Source organism: Ruegeria sp. HKCCD4884 (assembly GCF_013110855.1).
Classification (GTDB): Bacteria; Pseudomonadota; Alphaproteobacteria; order Rhodobacterales; family Rhodobacteraceae; genus Ruegeria.
The window spans coordinates 149,863-168,080 of the sequence record NZ_WVRJ01000005.1 but is presented as its reverse complement, the minus strand read 5'-3'; the positions used below and the strand labels follow the sequence as shown (position 1 = coordinate 168,080).

General features: G+C 59.2%; 17 protein-coding genes. 12 read left to right on the top strand and 5 right to left on the bottom strand.

Going from position 1 to position 18,218, the window contains the following annotated elements; all coding sequences use genetic code 11:
- Positions 1-17 precede the first annotated feature (17 nt).
- Together GS636_RS09735 and GS636_RS09730 are read left to right on the top strand one after the other, a co-directional pair.
- Positions 18-665 (top strand): DUF1007 family protein, encoded by a 648-nt coding sequence (locus tag GS636_RS09735; RefSeq protein WP_171669304.1) that lies wholly within the window; start codon positions 18-20, stop codon positions 663-665.
- Positions 650-1,636 (top strand): nickel/cobalt transporter, encoded by a 987-nt coding sequence (locus tag GS636_RS09730; protein ID WP_171669303.1) that lies wholly within the window; start codon positions 650-652, stop codon positions 1,634-1,636. The genes GS636_RS09735 and GS636_RS09730 overlap by 16 nt, the downstream gene beginning before the upstream one ends.
- Here the strand turns inward: GS636_RS09730 and truA are convergent.
- Positions 1,633-2,400 (bottom strand): tRNA pseudouridine(38-40) synthase TruA, encoded by a 768-nt coding sequence (gene truA, locus GS636_RS09725; protein WP_171669302.1) that lies wholly within the window; start codon positions 2,398-2,400, stop codon positions 1,633-1,635. The two genes, GS636_RS09730 and truA, sit on opposite strands and share 4 nt — an antisense overlap.
- 107 nt (positions 2,401-2,507) lie before the next feature.
- Here truA and GS636_RS09720 point away from each other — a divergent pair, with 107 nt between their 5' ends.
- The 10 genes from GS636_RS09720 to GS636_RS09675 all read left to right on the top strand — a co-directional run bounded on the left by GS636_RS09720 (position 2,508) and on the right by GS636_RS09675 (position 14,936).
- Entirely contained in the window at positions 2,508-3,923 is a 1,416-nt protein-coding gene (locus tag GS636_RS09720; protein WP_171669301.1) for a YcjX family protein, read from the top strand.
- Positions 3,920-4,375, top strand: coding sequence for a GNAT family N-acetyltransferase (locus GS636_RS09715; protein WP_171669300.1), 456 nt, complete (start codon positions 3,920-3,922; stop codon positions 4,373-4,375). The genes GS636_RS09720 and GS636_RS09715 overlap by 4 nt, the downstream gene beginning before the upstream one ends.
- Positions 4,368-5,357, top strand: coding sequence for a YcjF family protein (locus GS636_RS09710; RefSeq protein WP_171669299.1), 990 nt, complete (start codon positions 4,368-4,370; stop codon positions 5,355-5,357). The genes GS636_RS09715 and GS636_RS09710 overlap by 8 nt, the downstream gene beginning before the upstream one ends.
- 60 nt (positions 5,358-5,417) lie before the next feature.
- On the top strand, positions 5,418-6,128 hold the full coding sequence (locus tag GS636_RS09705) for a VIT1/CCC1 transporter family protein (RefSeq protein WP_171094246.1): 711 nt from the start codon (positions 5,418-5,420) through the stop codon (positions 6,126-6,128).
- A 76-nt stretch (positions 6,129-6,204) separates the two neighbouring features.
- Positions 6,205-7,521: an SDR family oxidoreductase gene (locus GS636_RS09700; RefSeq protein ID WP_171669298.1), complete on the top strand. Its 1,317-nt coding sequence runs from the start codon at positions 6,205-6,207 to the stop codon at positions 7,519-7,521.
- Positions 7,518-8,000 carry a DUF2269 domain-containing protein gene (locus GS636_RS09695; protein ID WP_171669297.1) on the top strand — a complete coding sequence of 161 codons (483 nt, stop codon included), beginning with the start codon at positions 7,518-7,520 and terminating at the stop codon, positions 7,998-8,000. Before GS636_RS09700 ends, GS636_RS09695 begins: the two co-directional genes overlap by 4 nt.
- 79 nt (positions 8,001-8,079) lie before the next feature.
- Positions 8,080-10,782, top strand: a complete 2,703-nt coding sequence (locus GS636_RS09690) for a DUF2339 domain-containing protein (protein ID WP_171669296.1) — start codon at positions 8,080-8,082, stop codon at positions 10,780-10,782.
- A 163-nt stretch (positions 10,783-10,945) separates the two neighbouring features.
- Complete coding sequence (ileS, locus tag GS636_RS09685; protein ID WP_171669295.1) at positions 10,946-13,858, top strand: isoleucine--tRNA ligase; 2,913 nt, start codon at positions 10,946-10,948, stop codon at positions 13,856-13,858.
- Positions 13,859-13,936: 78 nt separating this feature from the next.
- The gene (locus tag GS636_RS09680) at positions 13,937-14,392 is read left to right on the top strand and encodes a methylated-DNA--[protein]-cysteine S-methyltransferase (RefSeq protein WP_171094236.1); all 456 of its coding nucleotides are present in this window, start codon (positions 13,937-13,939) and stop codon (positions 14,390-14,392) included.
- A gap of 76 nt (positions 14,393-14,468) precedes the next feature.
- Positions 14,469-14,936 (top strand): hypothetical protein, encoded by a 468-nt coding sequence (locus GS636_RS09675; RefSeq protein WP_171094234.1) that lies wholly within the window; start codon positions 14,469-14,471, stop codon positions 14,934-14,936.
- Between the two features lie 22 nt (positions 14,937-14,958).
- Here the strand turns inward: GS636_RS09675 and GS636_RS09670 are convergent, their stop codons facing one another.
- The 4 genes from GS636_RS09670 to fsa all read right to left on the bottom strand — a co-directional run bounded on the left by GS636_RS09670 (position 14,959) and on the right by fsa (position 18,199).
- Entirely contained in the window at positions 14,959-15,654 is a 696-nt protein-coding gene (locus GS636_RS09670) for a phosphatidylcholine/phosphatidylserine synthase (protein ID WP_171094233.1), read from the bottom strand.
- A gap of 69 nt (positions 15,655-15,723) precedes the next feature.
- Positions 15,724-16,644 carry a tyrosine-type recombinase/integrase gene (locus GS636_RS09665; RefSeq protein WP_171669294.1) on the bottom strand — a complete coding sequence of 307 codons (921 nt, stop codon included), beginning with the start codon at positions 16,642-16,644 and terminating at the stop codon, positions 15,724-15,726.
- Positions 16,641-17,348: a DUF484 family protein gene (locus GS636_RS09660; protein WP_171094228.1), complete on the bottom strand. Its 708-nt coding sequence runs from the start codon at positions 17,346-17,348 to the stop codon at positions 16,641-16,643. The genes GS636_RS09665 and GS636_RS09660 overlap by 4 nt, the downstream gene beginning before the upstream one ends.
- Positions 17,349-17,545: 197 nt before the next feature.
- Positions 17,546-18,199 (bottom strand): fructose-6-phosphate aldolase, encoded by a 654-nt coding sequence (fsa, locus tag GS636_RS09655; protein ID WP_171669293.1) that lies wholly within the window; start codon positions 18,197-18,199, stop codon positions 17,546-17,548.
- Positions 18,200-18,218: the final 19 nt, after the last annotated feature.

Here is an 18,218-nt window from a genome sequence, read left to right as displayed (position 1 = left end):
AGACCTATCTTGCAATCATGCGTTGGATGCTTGCCGCTATAACCTGTTGCCTGCCTATCCCGGCCTTGGCTCACCCGCACGTCTTTATCGACACTGGGCTCGAGTTCATCGTGGATGAAAGTGGTAACTTGACTCATGTCCGAGTGACCTGGGCCTATGATGAGCTGTTTTCCTTACTGCAACTGGAAGACATGCGGCTGGATCAGGACGGTGATGGCGCGCTGACCGAAGGCGAAGAAGCGATCCTTACCGGGTTCGATGCGCAATGGATCGAAGGGTATAACGGTGATCTGGTTGTGACGGCCGGAGGAGTACAAGTTGACCTTTCGGGCCCGCTGTCGCCTCATGCCACAACCGAAGATGGCCGCATCGTCACAACGCATCTGCGCGCGGTCGAAGGGGGTTCAGTGCCCGCCAGCGCCTTGTCGGCGAAGGCGTTCGATGAGACCTATTACACAGCCTACGAAGTGACACGCCCTGTCATCGTCACAGGCTCCGCCACCTGCCAGATGGAACGTTTCGATCCGGATATTGACGGTCAGTTGGCCCAGATGCAGGCGTTTCTGCTGACGCTGGATGCAGATTACGACCTTGAGGAAAACGACATTCCTCTGGTCGGAGAGAACTTTGCTACCGAGATTCGCATTTCATGTCCCGCTACCTGATTGTTCCGGTTGCCCTTGCCTGTGGACTGCTGCTCTGGTTCTGGGGCAGTGGCGGGTTTGACTCTCTTGCAGCCTGGGCAGCAGGCGAGCAACGCGAATTTCAGAACCAGATCGCCCGCTCGCTGCGTGCCGCACGCGCCGAGCAGCCGCAGGCCGTTGCCACGCTGCTGACCGTATGTTTTGCCTATGGCTTCTTTCATGCCATCGGCCCGGGTCACGGTAAGGTTCTGATCGGCGGGTACGGGCTGGGTCGGCGCGTGGCTTTCTGGCGGCTTTCGGCGATCAGCGTGCTGTCCAGCCTGGGGCAGGCCGTAACGGCCATCGTTCTGGTTTATGCCGGGATATTGGTGTTTCAGATGTCCCGCCAAAGCCTTGTCGGCGCGACCGAGCAGGTCATGGCCCCCATAAGCTATGGCGCGATTGCTTTGATCGGGTTGTGGCTAGTGTTTCGTGCTTTGCGCAGTTTTGCGCGGCGGCAAAAAAGCCAACCGACGCATGATCATGACCATGCTCACGATCACCACGCCGACGCGCACCAACATGATCACGACCATAATCATGACCACCATGACCATGCACATCACCATCACCATGATGACGGTGTCTGCTCGGATTGTGGCCATCGGCATGGACCAACGGCGGAAGAGGTCGCAAATGTGGGCACTCTGCGCGAGGCTATGATCCTGATCGCAGGTATTGCCGCGCGGCCCTGTACGGGTGCTTTGTTCGTGCTGATCCTGACCTGGCAGATGGGCATCGCAATGGTCGGTGTCGCCGGGGCTTTTGCTATGGCGCTGGGCACGGCTACAGTCACAACGCTGGTCGGCTGGACCTCTTTCGGCCTGCGCGGGGGGTTGCTGGCCTCAGCCTCGGCCACACGCTTTGCGTCCGTGCTGGCCCCAACCATCGAACTGGTTGCGGGGCTTGTCATTGCAGTGATTGCCGGTGGTCTGCTGATGCGCGCGATTTAGTCAAACACCGGTTCAGGGTAACCGACCCGCGCCAGATACAGCCCCTGCGGCGGGCAGACCGGCCCACAAGCCGCACGGTCAGCAGCGTTCAACGCGTCGCGGACATCCTCAGGCGTCCAGGCACCGGCGCCGACACGTTCCAAAGTGCCCACGAAACTGCGGACCTGGTTGTGCAGGAAAGATCGGGCGCGCACGTGGAAATGGATCTCGGGGCCGGAAAAACCCGGAACCTCCTCGACCCGCAGCTCATCCAGAGTTTTAACAGGGCTCGCCGCTTGACAGATCGAAGACCGGAACGTGGTGAAATCATGCCGTCCCAGCAGCATGTTTGCCCCGTCCTGTATCGCATCAACATCCAACTGATGGTTGATCTGCCAAACCTGCCCCCGGTCATGCGTTGCCGGGGCGCGGCGCATCAGGATGCGGAACAGATATTGCCGTTCAACCGCTGAAAAGCGTGCATGCCAATCCTCATCGACCCGAGCGGCCTTCACAATCGCCACAGGCTGCGGTTTGAGGTGATAGTTCAGTGCCTCGGACAGGCGGAACGGGTCCCATTCCTTGGCCATGTCGCAATGGGCAACCTGACCAAGCGCGTGAACCCCGGCATCGGTGCGACCTGCGGCGGCGATTGTATGCGCACCCGGCTGAATACGCGACAGAGCCTCTTCAATGGCCCCCTGAATGGACGGCTGATCCTTTTGCCGCTGCCATCCGGCAAACGGTTCCCCTTGGTATTCGACTTTTAACGCATATCTGGGCATGCGCCGCTGGTAACGCGCAAGGCCGGAACGGGCAAGGGGGCGAAAGCGCTGGTATGTGCCGCACCCTCTACCTATCTTGGGTAAAAGGATAATTGCGGGGCGACAGTTTGGTCATCTCATCACTGGCAGACAGTCTTGTGCGTGGCGTCGAAACCATCGGCGATACCGTGTCCGAGACGTTTTTCGAGCCGGTCATCCGTCTGGGTGTCACCGGGCTGGCGCGATCGGGCAAGACGGTTTTCATCACCTCGCTGGTGGCCAACCTGTTGGACCGGGGCCGCATGACCGGCCTGACCGCGCAGCAAGAAGGGCGGATCAACGCCGCTTATCTGCAACCACAGCCGGACGATACGGTGCCCCGGTTCGACTATGAAAGCCACCTGTCCGCTCTGACGGGCCCCACGCCGCATTGGCCCGACAGCACCCGCGCTGTGTCCGAACTGCGTTTGTCGTTCAAGGCGCGCCCCGCAGGGTTACTTGCCGGGTTGCAGGGGCCGCGAACAGTGCATTTGGACATCGTGGACTACCCCGGTGAGTGGCTGCTGGATCTGGCTTTGCTGGACAAATCTTACGAAGATTGGTCGCAAGAGACACTGACGCGCATCGAGACCCGTGCCGAGGCAGCCGAGTATCTGGCGCTGGTCAAGGCCACAGACCCGTCTGGTGCGCATGACGAGCCGACGGCGCAAGCTCTGGCGGCGGCGTTCACGGCTTATCTCAATCAGGCGCGTGAAGCTGGTTTTTATGACTGCACCCCGGGGCGTTTCTTGTTGCCGGGTGATCTGGCGGGCTCACCGGTTTTGACCTTTGCGCCTTTGGCTGTGTCCGGACCGTCGCGCCGCAAAACTCTTCAGCGTGAGATGGAGCGGCGATTTGAGGCTTATAAGTCTCAGGTGGTGAAACCCTTTTTTCGCGACCACTTTTCGCGCATCGACCGGCAGGTGGTTTTGGTCGACGCACTGGGCGCGATCCACAAAGGCCCGCAGGCGGTTGAGGATATGCGCCGCGCGATGGCCGATATATTGTCGGCCTTTCGCCCCGGTCGGAATGCGTGGCTCAGCCAGTTACTGTTGGGCAAGCGGGTCGAACGCATCCTGTTTGCGGCGACTAAAGCCGACCATTTGCACCACACACAACATCCCCGCATGACGGCGATCATCGAAGCGTTGACACGCGAGGCACGAGACCGCGCGAATTTCGCGGGGGCGCAAACGGCAGCTCTGTCCCTAGCCTCGCTGCGCGCCACGACCGAAGAAATGCGCCAGCACAATGGGGTGGAGCTGCCATGTGTAAGGGGCACTCTGTTGGACAGCGGGAAACAGGCTGCGTTCTATCCCGGCGAATTGCCTGAAGACCCAGCGCATCTTTTGGGTCCGGCGCGAAATGGGGCGCACAGTTGGTTGGATGAAGATTATGGGTTCATGGCATTTGCCCCTGCGCATCTAACCCTGAAACCCGGCGACGGGCCGCCGCATATCCGTTTGGATCGCGCAGCTCAGTTCCTGATCGGAGACAGGTTGTGACCGTTATCTTGCGCCCTGCACGTACCACAGATGCTGGTACCATCGGGACAATCCTGCACGGTTTCACCGTGGAAAATGACTGGATGCCAAATCTGCACAGTTGCGCTGAAACCATCGCCTTTTGCGGTAAAATGATCGATCAGGATTGGGTAACTGTTGCGGAAAGTGACTTGGGCGTGGTCGGGTTTCTGGCGCTCAACGGTACCGAAATCCATTCGCTTTATCTGGACGCGCAGGCGCGAAGGCGAGGGATCGGGCGGCAATTGCTGGATCACGCGAAATCGCGACAAACCCGGCTTAGCTTGTATTCGTTTCAGGCCAACACAGGGGCTTGTGAATTTTATGAGCGCAACGGCTTTGCCGAAGCAGCGTGCAGCGATGGCGCGGATAATGACGAAAACCTGCCGGATATTAAATTTGTCTGGCATAGCAAAGGTATGACCCATGGCTAAAGGCCCGGTTCTGATCGATCTTGAAGCGGATGATCCCGCCGCTGATGTTGCGCAGGCCCCTCCGGTGCCAGATGTGGCGCAGCCTCAAGGGCAAGCGATGCAGAGCGCTGCGAGGCTTGCCGCCCGAAAACCATCCGTCTTGGCGCGTTGGTTTTGGGGGCTGGCCTTGGCTGTTGTTGGCGCGGCAATCTCTGTTGCAGCTTGGGATTTTGCAACTTCACTGGTGGCGCGGACGCCAATTCTGGGGTGGGTCGTAGTTGGCCTGCTGGCGGCATTGGTGCTGGTTGGATTGATCATTGCAATCCGCGAATTGGCAGCTTTGGGGCGGTTGTCGCGGGTCGATGGAATGCGCCGCGCGGCGGATACGGCCTTGACGGATGCCGATCTGGCACAGGCCCGTGTTGTCACCAATCGTCTGATCACCTTTTACAAAGGCCGGGAAGAGACCCGCTGGGGCCGCGACCGACTGGCAGAGCGTATGGGGGATCAATTTGATGCCTCGGCGTTGCTGAGCCTTGCCGAAGATGAGCTGCTGGCTCCGCTAGACGAAGCGGCCAGCCGAGAAGTTGAGGCTGCGGCCCGGCAGGTCGCAACCGTAACCGCCTTAGTCCCATTGGCCTTGGCAGATGTTGTGACAGCGCTGGCCGCGTCGCTTCGGATGATCCGCCGGGTCGCGGAAATCTACGGCGGTCGGGCCGGTACGCTAGGCAGTTGGCGTTTGACCCGTGCCGTGTTTGTACATCTGGTCGCCACAGGCGCGGTGGCCGTCGGCGACGATCTGCTGGAGCCTGTTCTGGGCGGATCCGTTCTCAGCAAACTGTCTCGCCGGTTCGGAGAGGGGTTGGTCAACGGGGCGCTCAGCGCACGTGTGGGAGTGGCCGCGATGGAGGTGTGTCGCCCGCTGCCATTCTCTGAACGGCACAAACCGTCAACGCGCGGTATCATCAAACGCGCCTTGCAGGGCCTGTTTTCCAAGGGTTGATCCAAAGCAAAGCGTCATAGCCCACCCTTCGTCACACTAGGAGTGTCGGAGGAGCCAGCCATGACGGATCACGGTCACAGCCCGCAGGAAATCGCCGAACGGATCAATGCACCGCCTGGTCGTGGTGTGTTGCGCGATGTTGTCTATGGCGGCATCGACGGGTCTGTTACCACCTTTGCCATCGTGGCAGGGGTCGCGGGGGCAGGGCTTTCCCCGTTTGTGATCGTTGCGTTGGGTTTGGCGAATGTGCTGGCTGACGGGTTTTCCATGGCTGCGGGCAATTACTCGGGCACCAAGGCGGAACTGGACAACATTCGGCGCATCCGCGCGGTCGAGGAACGCCACATAGCCTTGTACCCCGATGGCGAGCGGGAAGAAGTGCGCGAGATCCTTGCGCAAAAGGGGTTGTCGGGCGACGTTTTGACCGAAGCCACGGCCGAGATCACCTCGAGTCACGAAAACTGGATCAACCTGATGATCGAAGGAGAGTATGGGTTGGGCAGTGTTGACCCGCATCCGTTGAAGGCGGCGCTGGCCACATTCTTTGCCTTCCTCGTGGCTGGGATGATCCCCCTGTTGCCCTTTCTGGCTTCGGTTCCGAACGCATTTGCGATGTCCGCCTGGATGACCATGGGAGTCTTTTTTGCGATAGGTGCACTCAAAAGTCGTTGGTCTCTGTCCCCATGGTGGCGGTCAGGGATAGAGACGCTGTTGATCGGAGGGCTGGCTGCGCTGATCGCGTATCTGGTCGGGTCTCTGTTCCATCCTTAATTGTCGCAGCGCGGCTGTGGCGGCTGGCCAATATGCAGCACTTGGGTAGAGTGGCCAAAAACGGGTGCGAAAACCGATGCCACGTCTCTCTTTATCTGAACAACACGTATTGGTTCTGGGCGCTTACGGCTTCATTGGCGCGGCAGTCACGCGTACGTTGCAAGCCGAAGGTGCCTCGGTTCAAGGCGCTGTACGCAACCTTGCGCAAGGGGCACGGATCTTGCCGGGTGTTCCGCTTAAGCAGGCTGAAATGCGCGATCTTCTTCACACGCAAGATTGGCTGGGTCTGTTAGAAAACGTCGATGTCGTCGTGAATTGCGCCGGTGCTTTACAGGACAATGCCAAAGACGATCTGGAAACCGTGCACCACACAGCGATCGCGGCCCTGGCCAACGCTTGCGCGGATCAGAAGATCAGTATTGTCCAGATTTCCGCCATCGGTGCGGAACCTGCAGCAAGCACGCATTTCCTGCGCACCAAAGCGGCCGGAGATCAGGCTCTGCGTGCGTCGGGCGTTCCGCTTTGGGTGCTGAAGCCCGGGCTTGTTATCGGACAGACGGATTTTGGCGGCACAGCACTGCTGCGCATGTTGGCCGCTGTGCCTTGGGTTCAACCCTTGGCCTATCCCAATACGCCAGTGCAGTGCGTGGGGATGCCTGACCTTTGCGCCACGGTCGTCGATGCCATTGCGGGGGATTTGCCGCAAGGCACGTATGACCTTGTCGAGGACAGCCCGCACAGCCTGTCGGACGTGGTGCGCCACACCCGGCAATGGCTAGGGTTTCCTGCGGCGCGTTTCTCAGTAAGTTTACCGCCGGTTATGACCAAAGCCGTTGCGGCGTTAGCCGATGGTTTGGCCTGGTTTGGCTGGCGATCACCTCTACGCAGCACGGCGATGACGGTCATGGCGGACGGCGTGATCGGAGATCCCGCGCCTTACAGGGCTGCCACGGGGCGCAAGTTTTCACCTTTGCCCGACATCTACGCATCGCTTCCCTGTGCCCGGGAACACCGCCTTACCGCACGAATGACGCTGTTGATGCCGATGGTTGTTGCAACGCTCAGCCTGTTCTGGGTTCTGTCGGGCCTGTTCGGGTTGTCGGGCCTGTCCAAAGCCTCGGGCGTACTGACAGGAGCTGGTTGGTCAACGCCTGCGGCCACGGTTGCCGTCGTTTTCTTGTCTCTGGTCGACATCGTATTGGGGTTGGCCATCCTATGGCGTAAATGGGCTACGCGGGCCTGTTGGGCTCAGTTTGGCGTGGCCGTTATCTACATGGGTGCCGCCACAATTACCTCACCGGAATTTTGGACCGACCCGCTGGGCCCACTGGTGAAAATCCTGCCCGCGATGGTCTTATCCCTTGTCGCGTTGCCCATGTTGGCAAGTCGATGACGGACCCTGATCTGATCCTGCGCTGGTTGCACGTCATTGGCGCCTGTGTCCTGCTGGGGACCGGAGCAGGGATTGCCTTTTTCATGCTCATGGCACATCGCAGCAATGATCCGAAAATCGTCGCGCACACGGCGGGTGTCGTCGCGCTGGCCGACCTTTTGTTCACGACAACAGCAGTCATCCTGCAACCCATTACTGGCACTCTGTTGGCTTGGCGTATTGGGTGGTCGTTAAGCGAAGGATGGATTGCATTGTCCCTGGTGCTTTACGTGTTGACCGGTCTTTTCTGGTTGCCGGTGGTTTGGGTGCAACTTCGAATGCGGGATTATGCCAGAACAGCGGCAGAGCAGGGGTCGTCTTTGCCGCAAGACTATTACCGTTTGTTTCGGTTTTGGTTCGCTTGTGGCGTGCCTGCCTTTCTTGCGGTGTTGGTCATCCTGTGGTTGATGATCGCGCGCCCGGCGATTTCTGTGTTTTAGGAAGGTCTGCAGCTTTCCTGACTGTTATTGGCCATCGCCCCAAGATAGCCTTGCCGCGAGACTTAGATCGGAGATTGCTTTGGAATCGCTACTTGTTCTTGTCGGCCTGATTGTTCTGGCAATCCCGGTCACGCTGGTCGCGCTGATGGTCGGACAAACCCGATTGCGCCGCCGAGTGGCAGAGCTGGAGGCGCGGATTTCGAATCTCTCGGCAGGTGACAACGTGGGTTCTGAAACCCACGAGGTAAAGGAGCCTGATCTACAGACAGACGTTGCAAAAGAAGCGCGCAGACCCGGCCCATGGGCCGCGCCGAAACGACAGGAAGAAGATACCCCTGTTGAGGCGGACGTGCCTTCTCCTGCCGTCGTATTCAATTCTGACCGGTTTACCGCGCTGGGCGCATGGATGCGCGAAAACTGGTTTTATGTGGTCTCAGCCTTGTCACTGGCGTTGGCCGGGATATTCCTTGTGCAATACGGTGTTGAAAACGGATTGCTGCCTCCGGCGGCCCGCGTATTCGTAGCACTTGGGTTCGGGTCACTTCTGATCGTTGCGGGTGAAGTTCTGCGCCGGAAGTTCGGAGATGATGAGGATGCGTCCACTGCCTATTTGCCATCCGTCTTTTCCGGGGCCGGGCTTGTTACCCTTTTCGGGGCAATTCTGGCCGCGCGCCAATTGTACAACCTGATTGGTGCCGAAGCGGCGCTGGCGGGGATGGTTGCCGTCGCTTTAATTGGTCTTGTACTGGGTTGGTTTCATGGCCCCTTGTTGGCGGCGGTCGGATTGGTCGGAGCATTCGCGGCCCCCTTCATGGTCGGTGGTTCGTCCGAGGATCCTTCGTGGCTTTATGCCTATTTCCTGCTGGTTGCCGTTTTGGGGCTTGGTATCGACACGGTGCGGCGTTGGGCGTGGGTGTCTGTTCTGACCGTGTTTGGGGCCTATTCAGCGAACCTGCTGCTGGTGGCGGGCGCGCCGAACACAGAACCGAGTTATCTGGTCGCCGCTTTGATACTGGCGGTTATGGTGATGGCTATTCCCGCGCGTCGCATATGGCCGGATCACGCGGGCCCTATGATCTCTCAAATGATCCGCCATCCAAGGTCCCGCCCTTGGCCAGATTTTCCAACCAGACTGGCGGCAGGGGCCGTTGCAGTCAGTTCGGCGATCTTGTCCTGGCATTGGGCGGATTCGGCGGCCGAGTTCTGGCTGGGTGTCACCTTGTTGACCGCCCTTGTGCTGGCCCTGTTGCTTTGGGCCAAGGATGCTCCCGCACTTCAGGATTTGACCGTCCTGCCGGCGGTTGGGCTTGTTTTCTATGTCTTGTCGCATGGGCTTGATCAGGGCGCGGTTCTTCGTGACTTTGCTGTCACCTATGCGGAAACAGTTGAGGCCGACTATCCAATGGTCGTCACGGTGTTGGTCGCGTTGGGAGCTTTGATCTCAATCCTGATGGCGTGGCGGTCTGCACAGGCAAGCCAGTTTCGCGCGATCTGGGCCGGAGGGGCCGCTCTGTTTGCCCCGGCAATGGCTATCGGACTGGAGGTCGGCTGGCATCCGGCTTCTGTGGTCGGGGCATACCCCTGGGCATTACACGCTGTGGCGCTGGCCGTCCTGATGGTGGTTCTTGCGGAACGTTTTGCCCGTGTCGACGGAGAGGATCGGATGCGTGCTGCGCTGGCCACTTTGTCTGCGCTGTCTTGTCTGGTCTTTGCCTGCGTCATCGTGCTCAGCGCGGCGGCGCTGACGGTGGCGCTTGTGGCAAGCGTCGTGGTGGCGGCGGCTCTGGACCGCAGGTTCGCTTTGCCCCCGATGAGCTGGTTCATATGGGCCGGTGTCTTCACCGTCACCGTTCGACTGGTGCTTGATCCGGGGCTGGACTGGGCAAACACGGCTCCGGTGCCCGAGATGACATTGGTATACGGTTCGGCCACGATTGGCTTTGTCGTCGGCTGGTGGATGTTGCGCCCCTTGCAGCGCCCTGTGGCGTCCTTGTTGCTGGAGAGTGCAGCCTGGGCGACAGGTGGCATTCTGCTGTCCTTGCTGCTGCTGCGCTGGCTGGAAGGGTTTGGTGAGGGCGGTGCCGACAACAGCCATTGGGGGCTGGGTCTGCTGGCTGTCATCTGGCTGCTGCTGGCCTTTGCTCAGGTTCAGAGATTTGAGCTGGGCGGCAAGCTGAATTACGCGCGCTATGTGTTGGCCGCGTTTTTTGCGGCGCACGGCCTGTTCCATCTGTTGCTTGCCGTGTCCGAGCAAAACCCGCTGCTAAACCCAAACGCCGATCCTGTGCTCGGCCTGCCGGTTCTCAACACGCTTGCAATTGCGTATCTGCTGCCCGCGCTGGTCATCGCCGGGTCCGCTTGGCGGATCAAGGACATGCCCAAGCAGATCACGATGACAAGCTATGTCGTGGCAGGGGGGCTTGTGGCGATGTGGCTGGGCCTGACAATCCGCCATGTCTGGCAGGGCTCTGCGGGCATGTTCGAAGGCAACGGTGTGACGCAGCCCGAGCTTTACACCTATACGCTGGTTCTGCTGCTGATCGGAGCCGCACTGTTCTATCAATCTCTGGCCCGTGGGTCGGACTTGATGCGGAAAGCAGGGCTTGTTGTAATCGGTCTGGCTGTGGCCAAGGTCTTCTTGATCGATATTGCGGGTCTCGGTGGTCTGATCCGGGTGTTCTCGCTGCTGGCGCTTGGCCTTGCGCTGGCTGGTCTGGCATGGCTGAACCGCTGGGCCAAACTGCGCCATTCGCCGCATGGGGCAGAACCTCTGGACCATTAGGCGCGGGCGTCTTATAAGCCCGCCATGCATGACCGTTTGGCCATCATTATTCGAATTATATCCCCGGCGCTCTGACCCTCTGAGACGCCGGGCAAAGGTGTTTGAGAACTCGCACCGACCGCTTCGATCCTAGTACGACCAGATCATCCAAAGGACGCCCCCAATGTGCGCCGACACGATCCAGACACCTGATTACAAAGACACGCTGAACCTGCCCAAAACCGAATTCCCCATGCGCGCCGGCCTGCCCAAGCGCGAACCCGCATGGCTGGAGCGCTGGGAAACCATCGGCGTCTATGACCGCTTGCGTGAAAAAGAGGGCCGCACGCCCTTTACGCTGCACGATGGTCCTCCTTACGCGAACGGCCACCTGCATATCGGCCACGCGTTGAACAAGACCATCAAGGACATGATCGTGCGGTCGCATCAGATGATGGGTTTCGACGCGCGTTATGTGCCCGGCTGGGATTGCCACGGCCTGCCCATCGAATGGAAGATCGAAGAGCAGTACCGCAAGAAGGGCAAGAACAAGGACGAGGTGAACATCGTCGATTTCCGTCAGGAATGCCGCAAGTTCGCCGAGGGCTGGATCGATATCCAGCGCGAAGAGTTCAAGCGCCTGGGCATCACCGGCAACTGGCCCGATCCCTACATCACCATGGACTATCACGCCGAGGCTGTGATCGCGGATGAGTTCATGAAGTTTCTGATGAACGGCACGCTTTATCAGGGCTCGAAACCCGTGATGTGGTCACCCATCGAAAAAACCGCTCTGGCCGAGGCCGAGGTCGAGTATCACGACAAGGAAAGCTTCACCATCTGGGTGAAGTTCAAGGTTGTGAATGCAGGTGATCTGGATGACGCATTTGTCGTGATCTGGACAACGACCCCATGGACCATGCCGTCGAACAAGGCAGTCGTTTACGGCAAAGACATCTCTTACGGCCTGTACGAAGTCACCGGCGCGCCCGAGGAATGCTGGGCCAAGGTAGGCGACAAGTTCCTGCTGGCCGACAATCTGGCCGCTGACGTTCTGGGTCGCGCGCGTCTGAACGACGACCAGTGGACCCGCGTTCGTGACGTGACCGCAGATGAGTTGGAAGGCGTTCAACTGACCCACCCGCTGGCCGGAGCCGAAGGCGGCAATGGCGAATGGGACGACATCCGCGATTTCCGCGCTGCTGAGTTCGTGACCGACACCGAAGGGACCGGCTTCGTTCACTGCGCGCCATCGCACGGGATGGAAGAATTCGAGCTGTATCGTGACTTGGGGATGCTCGAGCAGGTCATCACTTATAACGTGATGGACGATGGTTCGTTCCGCGCCGATCTGCCGTTCTTTGGCGGCAAATACATCCTGTCCCGCAAGGGTGGCGAGGGCGACGCGAACAAAGCCGTCATCGATAAGCTGGTCGAGGTCGGCGGGCTGCTGGCGCGTGGCAAGATCAAGCACAGCTATCCGCATTCATGGCGCTCGAAGGCTCCGATCATCTACCGCAACACTCCGCAGTGGTTTGCATCCGTCGACCGCAAGCTGGACGACGGCATGGGCGAGATGGGCGACACGATCCGCGAACGCGCCCTGCGATCCATCGACGAACTGGTGAAATGGACGCCGCAGACCGGACGCAACCGCCTCTATTCGATGATCGAAGCCCGCCCGGACTGGGTTCTGTCCCGCCAGCGCGCCTGGGGTGTGCCGCTGACCTGCTTCACCAAGAAGGGCGCTTTGCCTACCGACGCGGATTATCTGCTGCGCAACGCGGACCTGAACGCGCGCATCAAGGCGGCGTTCGAGAAGGATGGCGCTGACGTCTGGTACACCGACGGCTTCAAAGAAAAGATCCTCGACGGCATCGCCAACCCGGATGACTACGATCAGGTGTTCGACGTGCTGGATGTTTGGTTCGACTCGGGCTCGACCCACGCCTTCGTTCTGCGTGACCGCGAGGATGGCACCGAGGACGGCATCGCCGACGTCTACATGGAAGGCACCGACCAGCACCGCGGGTGGTTCCATTCGTCCATGCTGCAGGCCTGCGGCACCAAGGGCCGCGCGCCTTATCGGAACGTTGTCACCCACGGATTCACGCTGGACGCCAAAGGCAACAAAATGTCCAAATCGCTGGGCAACACGATTGTGCCGGAAGAAGTCGTCAAGCAATACGGCGCCGATATCCTGCGTCTGTGGGTGGCGCAGACCGACTATACCGCCGACCAGCGGATCGGGCCTGAGATCCTGAAAGGCACGGCCGACAGCTATCGTCGCCTGCGCAATACCATGCGGTTCATGCTGGGCTCACTGGCTGATTTCACCGAAGCGGATCGGGTCGCGCCCGAGGATATGCCGCGTCTGGAACGCTGGGTCCTCAGCCGTCTGGCCGAACTGGATGAGCAGGTGCGCAAGGGCTACGCGTCCTTCGACTTTCAGGGCGTGTTCAGCGCCGTGTTCACGTTCGCCACAGTTGATCTGTCGTCTTTCTACTTCGACGTCCGCAAGGATGCGCTGTACTGCGATGGCGACAGCCTGCGCCGTCGTGCGTCGCGCACTGTTCTGGACATTCTGTTCCATCGCCTGACAACCTGGTTGGCTCCGGTTCTGGTGTTCACCATGGAAGAGGTGTGGCTGGAACGCTTCCCGAGCGATGACAGCTCGGTCCATCTGGTGGATTTCCCAGACACACCTGTCGACTGGCGCAATGACGAGTTGGAAGCCAGCATGGCCAAAGTGCGTCGCGTCCGCCGCGCCGTGACCGCCGCGCTCGAGGTTCAACGTCAGGACAAAGTGATTGGTTCCAGCCTTGAGGCTGCGCCGATCGTGCATGTCGAAGATCAGGAAACCCGCGATCTTCTGGAGACGTTCGATGTAGATGACATGTGCATCACTTCCGGTTTGGCGGTCTCGGGGGATCCGGCCCCGGCGGAGGCTTTCCGTGTCCCGGAGATTGAAGGCGTTGGTGTTGTCTTCGAAAAAGCCGAAGGCGAAAAATGTCAGCGGTGCTGGAAAATCCTGCCCGACGTGGGCCGCCACACGCATCCGGGTGTATGCAGCCGCTGCAACGACGCGCTTGGTTAACACTTGCCCCCAGCCCATCGGCTGGGGGTTTTTCTTTCCCTGCTTGCAACAGCTTTGGTGATCTGAAACGCTGCGCCTATGCCGATGATTGCCGTAGAAACCCAATTTGGATGTCTGGGTGTCGAAGAAACAGACGGAGCCCTCACGCGCCTGGTCTGGGATGGCCGCGATGTGGGAGAGCCGACGGATCTGTTGCGTGAAGCCGCCGCGCAATTGAAAGCGTATGACGCCGGGCAACTGGACCGGTTTGACCTTCCTTACCGCGTCGCAGGGTCTGACTTCCAGCGACAGGTCTGCGATCTGATGTATGCGATTCCTCTGGGCGAAACGCGTACTTACGGAGATATCGCCAAAGAGCTTGGGCAGCCCGCGCAACCCGTAGGCCAGGCTTGTGGCGCTAATCCCATTCCGGTGATCATTCCCTGCCACAGGGTGCTCTCAGCAAATGGTCTTGGTGGCTTTTCCGGCGCCGGCGGGGTCGAGACCAAAGTGGCCCTGTTGCGCCATGAGAGGGCCGCCGGGCTTTTGATCTGACCTGTGAAATTCGGTTGCAATCCGTCTGCGGCGGGCACACCATATATATGTTGTTGAATTTGAAGGACCGCATTGCATGACCACGGATCAAGATCGCGCCGCCCGAAAGAAGGCCATAATTGACAGGTTGATGTCACTTGAAGCGCAAGAGCTTGCAACGGCGCAGGCGCATTACGATGCGTTTTTGAAGGACGCTCAGCTGGATGATCGGGAAGGTCACGACAAGGATGACCTTGCCGCCTCACGCGAAAACGCTGACTTGGCGGCTGCGTTTGACGCCCCTGTGCATGCACACCACGCTAAGATCGACGTGATTGAAAACACCGATTTCGGTCTGACCGACACGGTTCAACCCGGCGCAGTGATTAAATTCAACAATCGCAGATTTGTCGTATGCGTTTCGACCACCCGGTTCGAGGTGGACGGAAAGACCTATATGGGCATTTCAACACAAAGCCCGATTTATCTGGCCATGGTGGGCCTGCAAGAGGGCGATGTCTTTACTCACAACGGCACCGAGTTCGAGGTGCAAGACGTCATGTAGCTCGACTGTCGGCAGCGCTGCGTCAGGCGCGGCGCTGCGGTATGATTTGCTGCGCGATGCCTGCAAAAGTCAGATACAGGCTGGTGATCACCAGACCCCAATGCGCCCAGCTTTCAGGGTGAAAATCGACCCAGGCCGCCCAACCGGCAAAGAACGTCCATGCCAGAGCCATAGGCAGCGTCAGGCTGCGCCAACGCTCGGTACGTACGGGATGAACAAACTTGAGCGGCAGGAACATCGCAAGCGACAGCAGTGTTACCAAAAGCAGAATAATCCAGAAATTAGGTTCAAGCGCGAAGATCACGATAACGAACATGTTCCAGCATCCCGGAAAACCGGAAAAGGAATTGTCCTTGGTCTTCATCCGGGTGTCCGCAAAATACATCGCGCTGGCAAAAGTTATGACGATGATCGCAAACCATCCCGTCCAGCCGTCCATCAGCCCGGACTTGAACAGGGCAAAGGCCGGTATGAACACATAGGTCAGGTAATCGATGATCAGATCCAGCAGAACACCATCAAATTCCGGGGCGTTCTTTTTGACGTGGTAATGACGCGCCAGAGGGCCATCGATTCCGTCCACGACAAAAGAAACAACCAGCCAAAGATACATAAGGCTCCATTTCTCTTCGACGGCGGCCAGCATGGCGAGCATGGCAAAAACAGCGCCGGTAGCAGTGAAGAGATGGACGGAAAGAGCTTTGAATCTGAGTGTCATGCACGCGTCATGACTGATGCACGCCTGAGATGCAAACCAAAAGCCGTGCGGTTTTGATGGATGTGTGTGTCAGGCCTTGGGGTGCGCACGGTTGTAGACCTCCATCAACCGCGCCGTGTCCACGGCAGTATAGGCTTGGGTGGTTGAAAGCGACGCATGTCCCAGGAGTTCCTGAATGGCGCGCAAGTCGCCTCCGGCCGACAGAAGGTGCGTGGCGAAACTGTGCCGCATGGCGTGGGGTGTTGCGGTTGCAGGCAGGCCCAGTTGCATCCGCGCTTTGGCCATAACGCCCTGTATCGCACGTGGATTCAACGCCCCGCCGCGGACACCGCGGAACAAAGGCGCGCCCTGTGCCTTCGGGTGCGGGCAGAGTTTTACGTACCGGTCGACGGCTTCACGGGCAGCAGGAAGAACCGGTACGACCCTCTCTTTGTCGCCCTTGCCAACGATGCGCAAGGTGGCGGGTAAAGGTACGTCTGCACCAGTCAATGACAGCGCCTCGGATATGCGCAGTCCGCACCCATAGAGCAACGTGACCACGGCCACATCCCGCGCGGCGACCCAATCCGAACTGGATTGCAACTCGACCGTGTCGATCATGGCGCGGGCGGCGTCTTCGGCCAGGGGGCGGGGCAGTTTCTTGGTGAATTTTGGTGCGCGTGTGGACAAGACAGCAGTGGGTTCAAAGCCTTCACGTTCGGCCAGCCAGCGGTAAAAGCTTTTGACGGCTGAGAGTTTGCGCGCCAGTGATCGTGCGCTTACGTCCGCACTGCGTTGGTCCGCCATCCAGGCACGCATATCTGACACAGTGATCCGTTCCAGCGCTTTCAACCCCTGCCGTTCAGCGTGGTGCAGCGTCATAAAGGACAGAAAATCCGTCACATCCCCGCGATAGGCGGTTTGCGTGTTCTGCGATCTACCTGCCAGCGCACCTAAGCTGTCCAGCCAATGCTGCAGCGCATCGCGGCAGGCGGGTGAGATCAGGCTCACGACAGCCAGTGGCGCATCGAGCGTTCGAACACGCCAGCAAAAAAGCTTAAAAGGTCGGTGCCAAGCTGCGGCGTGAAATGCCGCGGATCCCGCGCACCCATGACAATCATTCCCGGCAAACGACCGGGGCCGAGGTCAAGCTTCAGGCAGGCTTCGGACCGCAATTGATCTGCAAGCGCGCCAAAAATGCGGCGGTTGGGATGATGTACCTCGCGCAGTGTGACGTCGCGGGCTGGTCCGCCGCGATCAATGGTCAGGTACTGGTCGATGAAGCCGGGTTCGGCAATTGTCAGAACGCCCCCCAACGTATCGACTGCTGGATCGTCCTGAACCACGGTTGTTTCAAGAACCAAAGTGATATGATCAACGCGCAAAATATCGGCAACGTCCGCGCCAAGCGCGCGCAGGAAATCTTCGAATTCAACGGGCTCCAACAGGCGCAGAATTGCGCGATGCACTTGGTTTGTGCCCGCCAGATTCTCGTAGGCTGCTGCAATCACAGACCGATGGGTGTCTTCCAACCGGTCCAGCCGCGCTTCGAGCCGTTGCATGGCGATGCCGCGCAGATCGATCACATTGTCGCCGCGTGCGCGTTCATTGGCAGTGACCAGCGCCTGCATCAGATCCTTGTCATCCAACACGACGTCAGGCTCGGCCAGAATCGCCGCGCGGAGGTTATCCTCGAGTTTGGGGTTGCTGCTCATGTCCCGTCCGGTCTTTTTTTGTTGAGCGGCTTATAACATGCCAGACCGGTTTTGCCTTGGGAAAAATGCACGCAAAGGTGGATTTCCTTGAGTGCTGTGGCGAAGGGGCTCCCGCCCGCCATGCCTGATCACAGATCAAGCAAAGGGCCGTTGGGCCGGGCGCGGTGCCTGAAAGCACCGCGCGGTCTTGCAAAAGGTCAGAGGATTTTCTGACCTGTCTTGGCCCAATCGGCCAGGAAGGTTTCCAGACCTTTGTCGGTCAACGGGTGGTCAGCGAGCTTTTTGATCACGGCTGGCGGAGCAGTGATGACATCGGCACCAATGCGGGCGCTGTCGGTCACATGGTTCACGGTGCGGATCGAGGCGGCCAGGATTTCAGTCTCGAACCCGTAATTGTCATAGACTTGGCGGATGTCGGCAATCAGATCCATGCCGTCGAGGTTGATGTCGTCGAGGCGACCAATGAAAGGCGAGATGAAAGTTGCACCTGCTTTGGCAGCAAGAATGGCCTGATTGGTCGAGAAACAAAGCGTCACGTTAACCATCTGACCTTCGTCGCTGAGCGTTTTGCAGGTTTTCAGGCCAGCCCATGTCAGCGGCACTTTCACTGCGATGTTTGGCGCGATCTTGGCCAGCTTGCGGCCTTCGGCGATCATGTCGTCAGCTTCGGTGGCGACAACCTCGGCCGAAACCGGACCGTCGACCAGATCACAGATCTCTTTGGTTACTTCCAGAATGTCGCGACCCGACTTTAGGATCAGCGAAGGGTTGGTGGTTACGCCGTCCACCATGCCAAGATCGCTCAGTTCGGCGATGGCGTCGATCTCGGCGGTGTCTACGAAGAATTTCATGAGGGCAGTCCTTTGATGG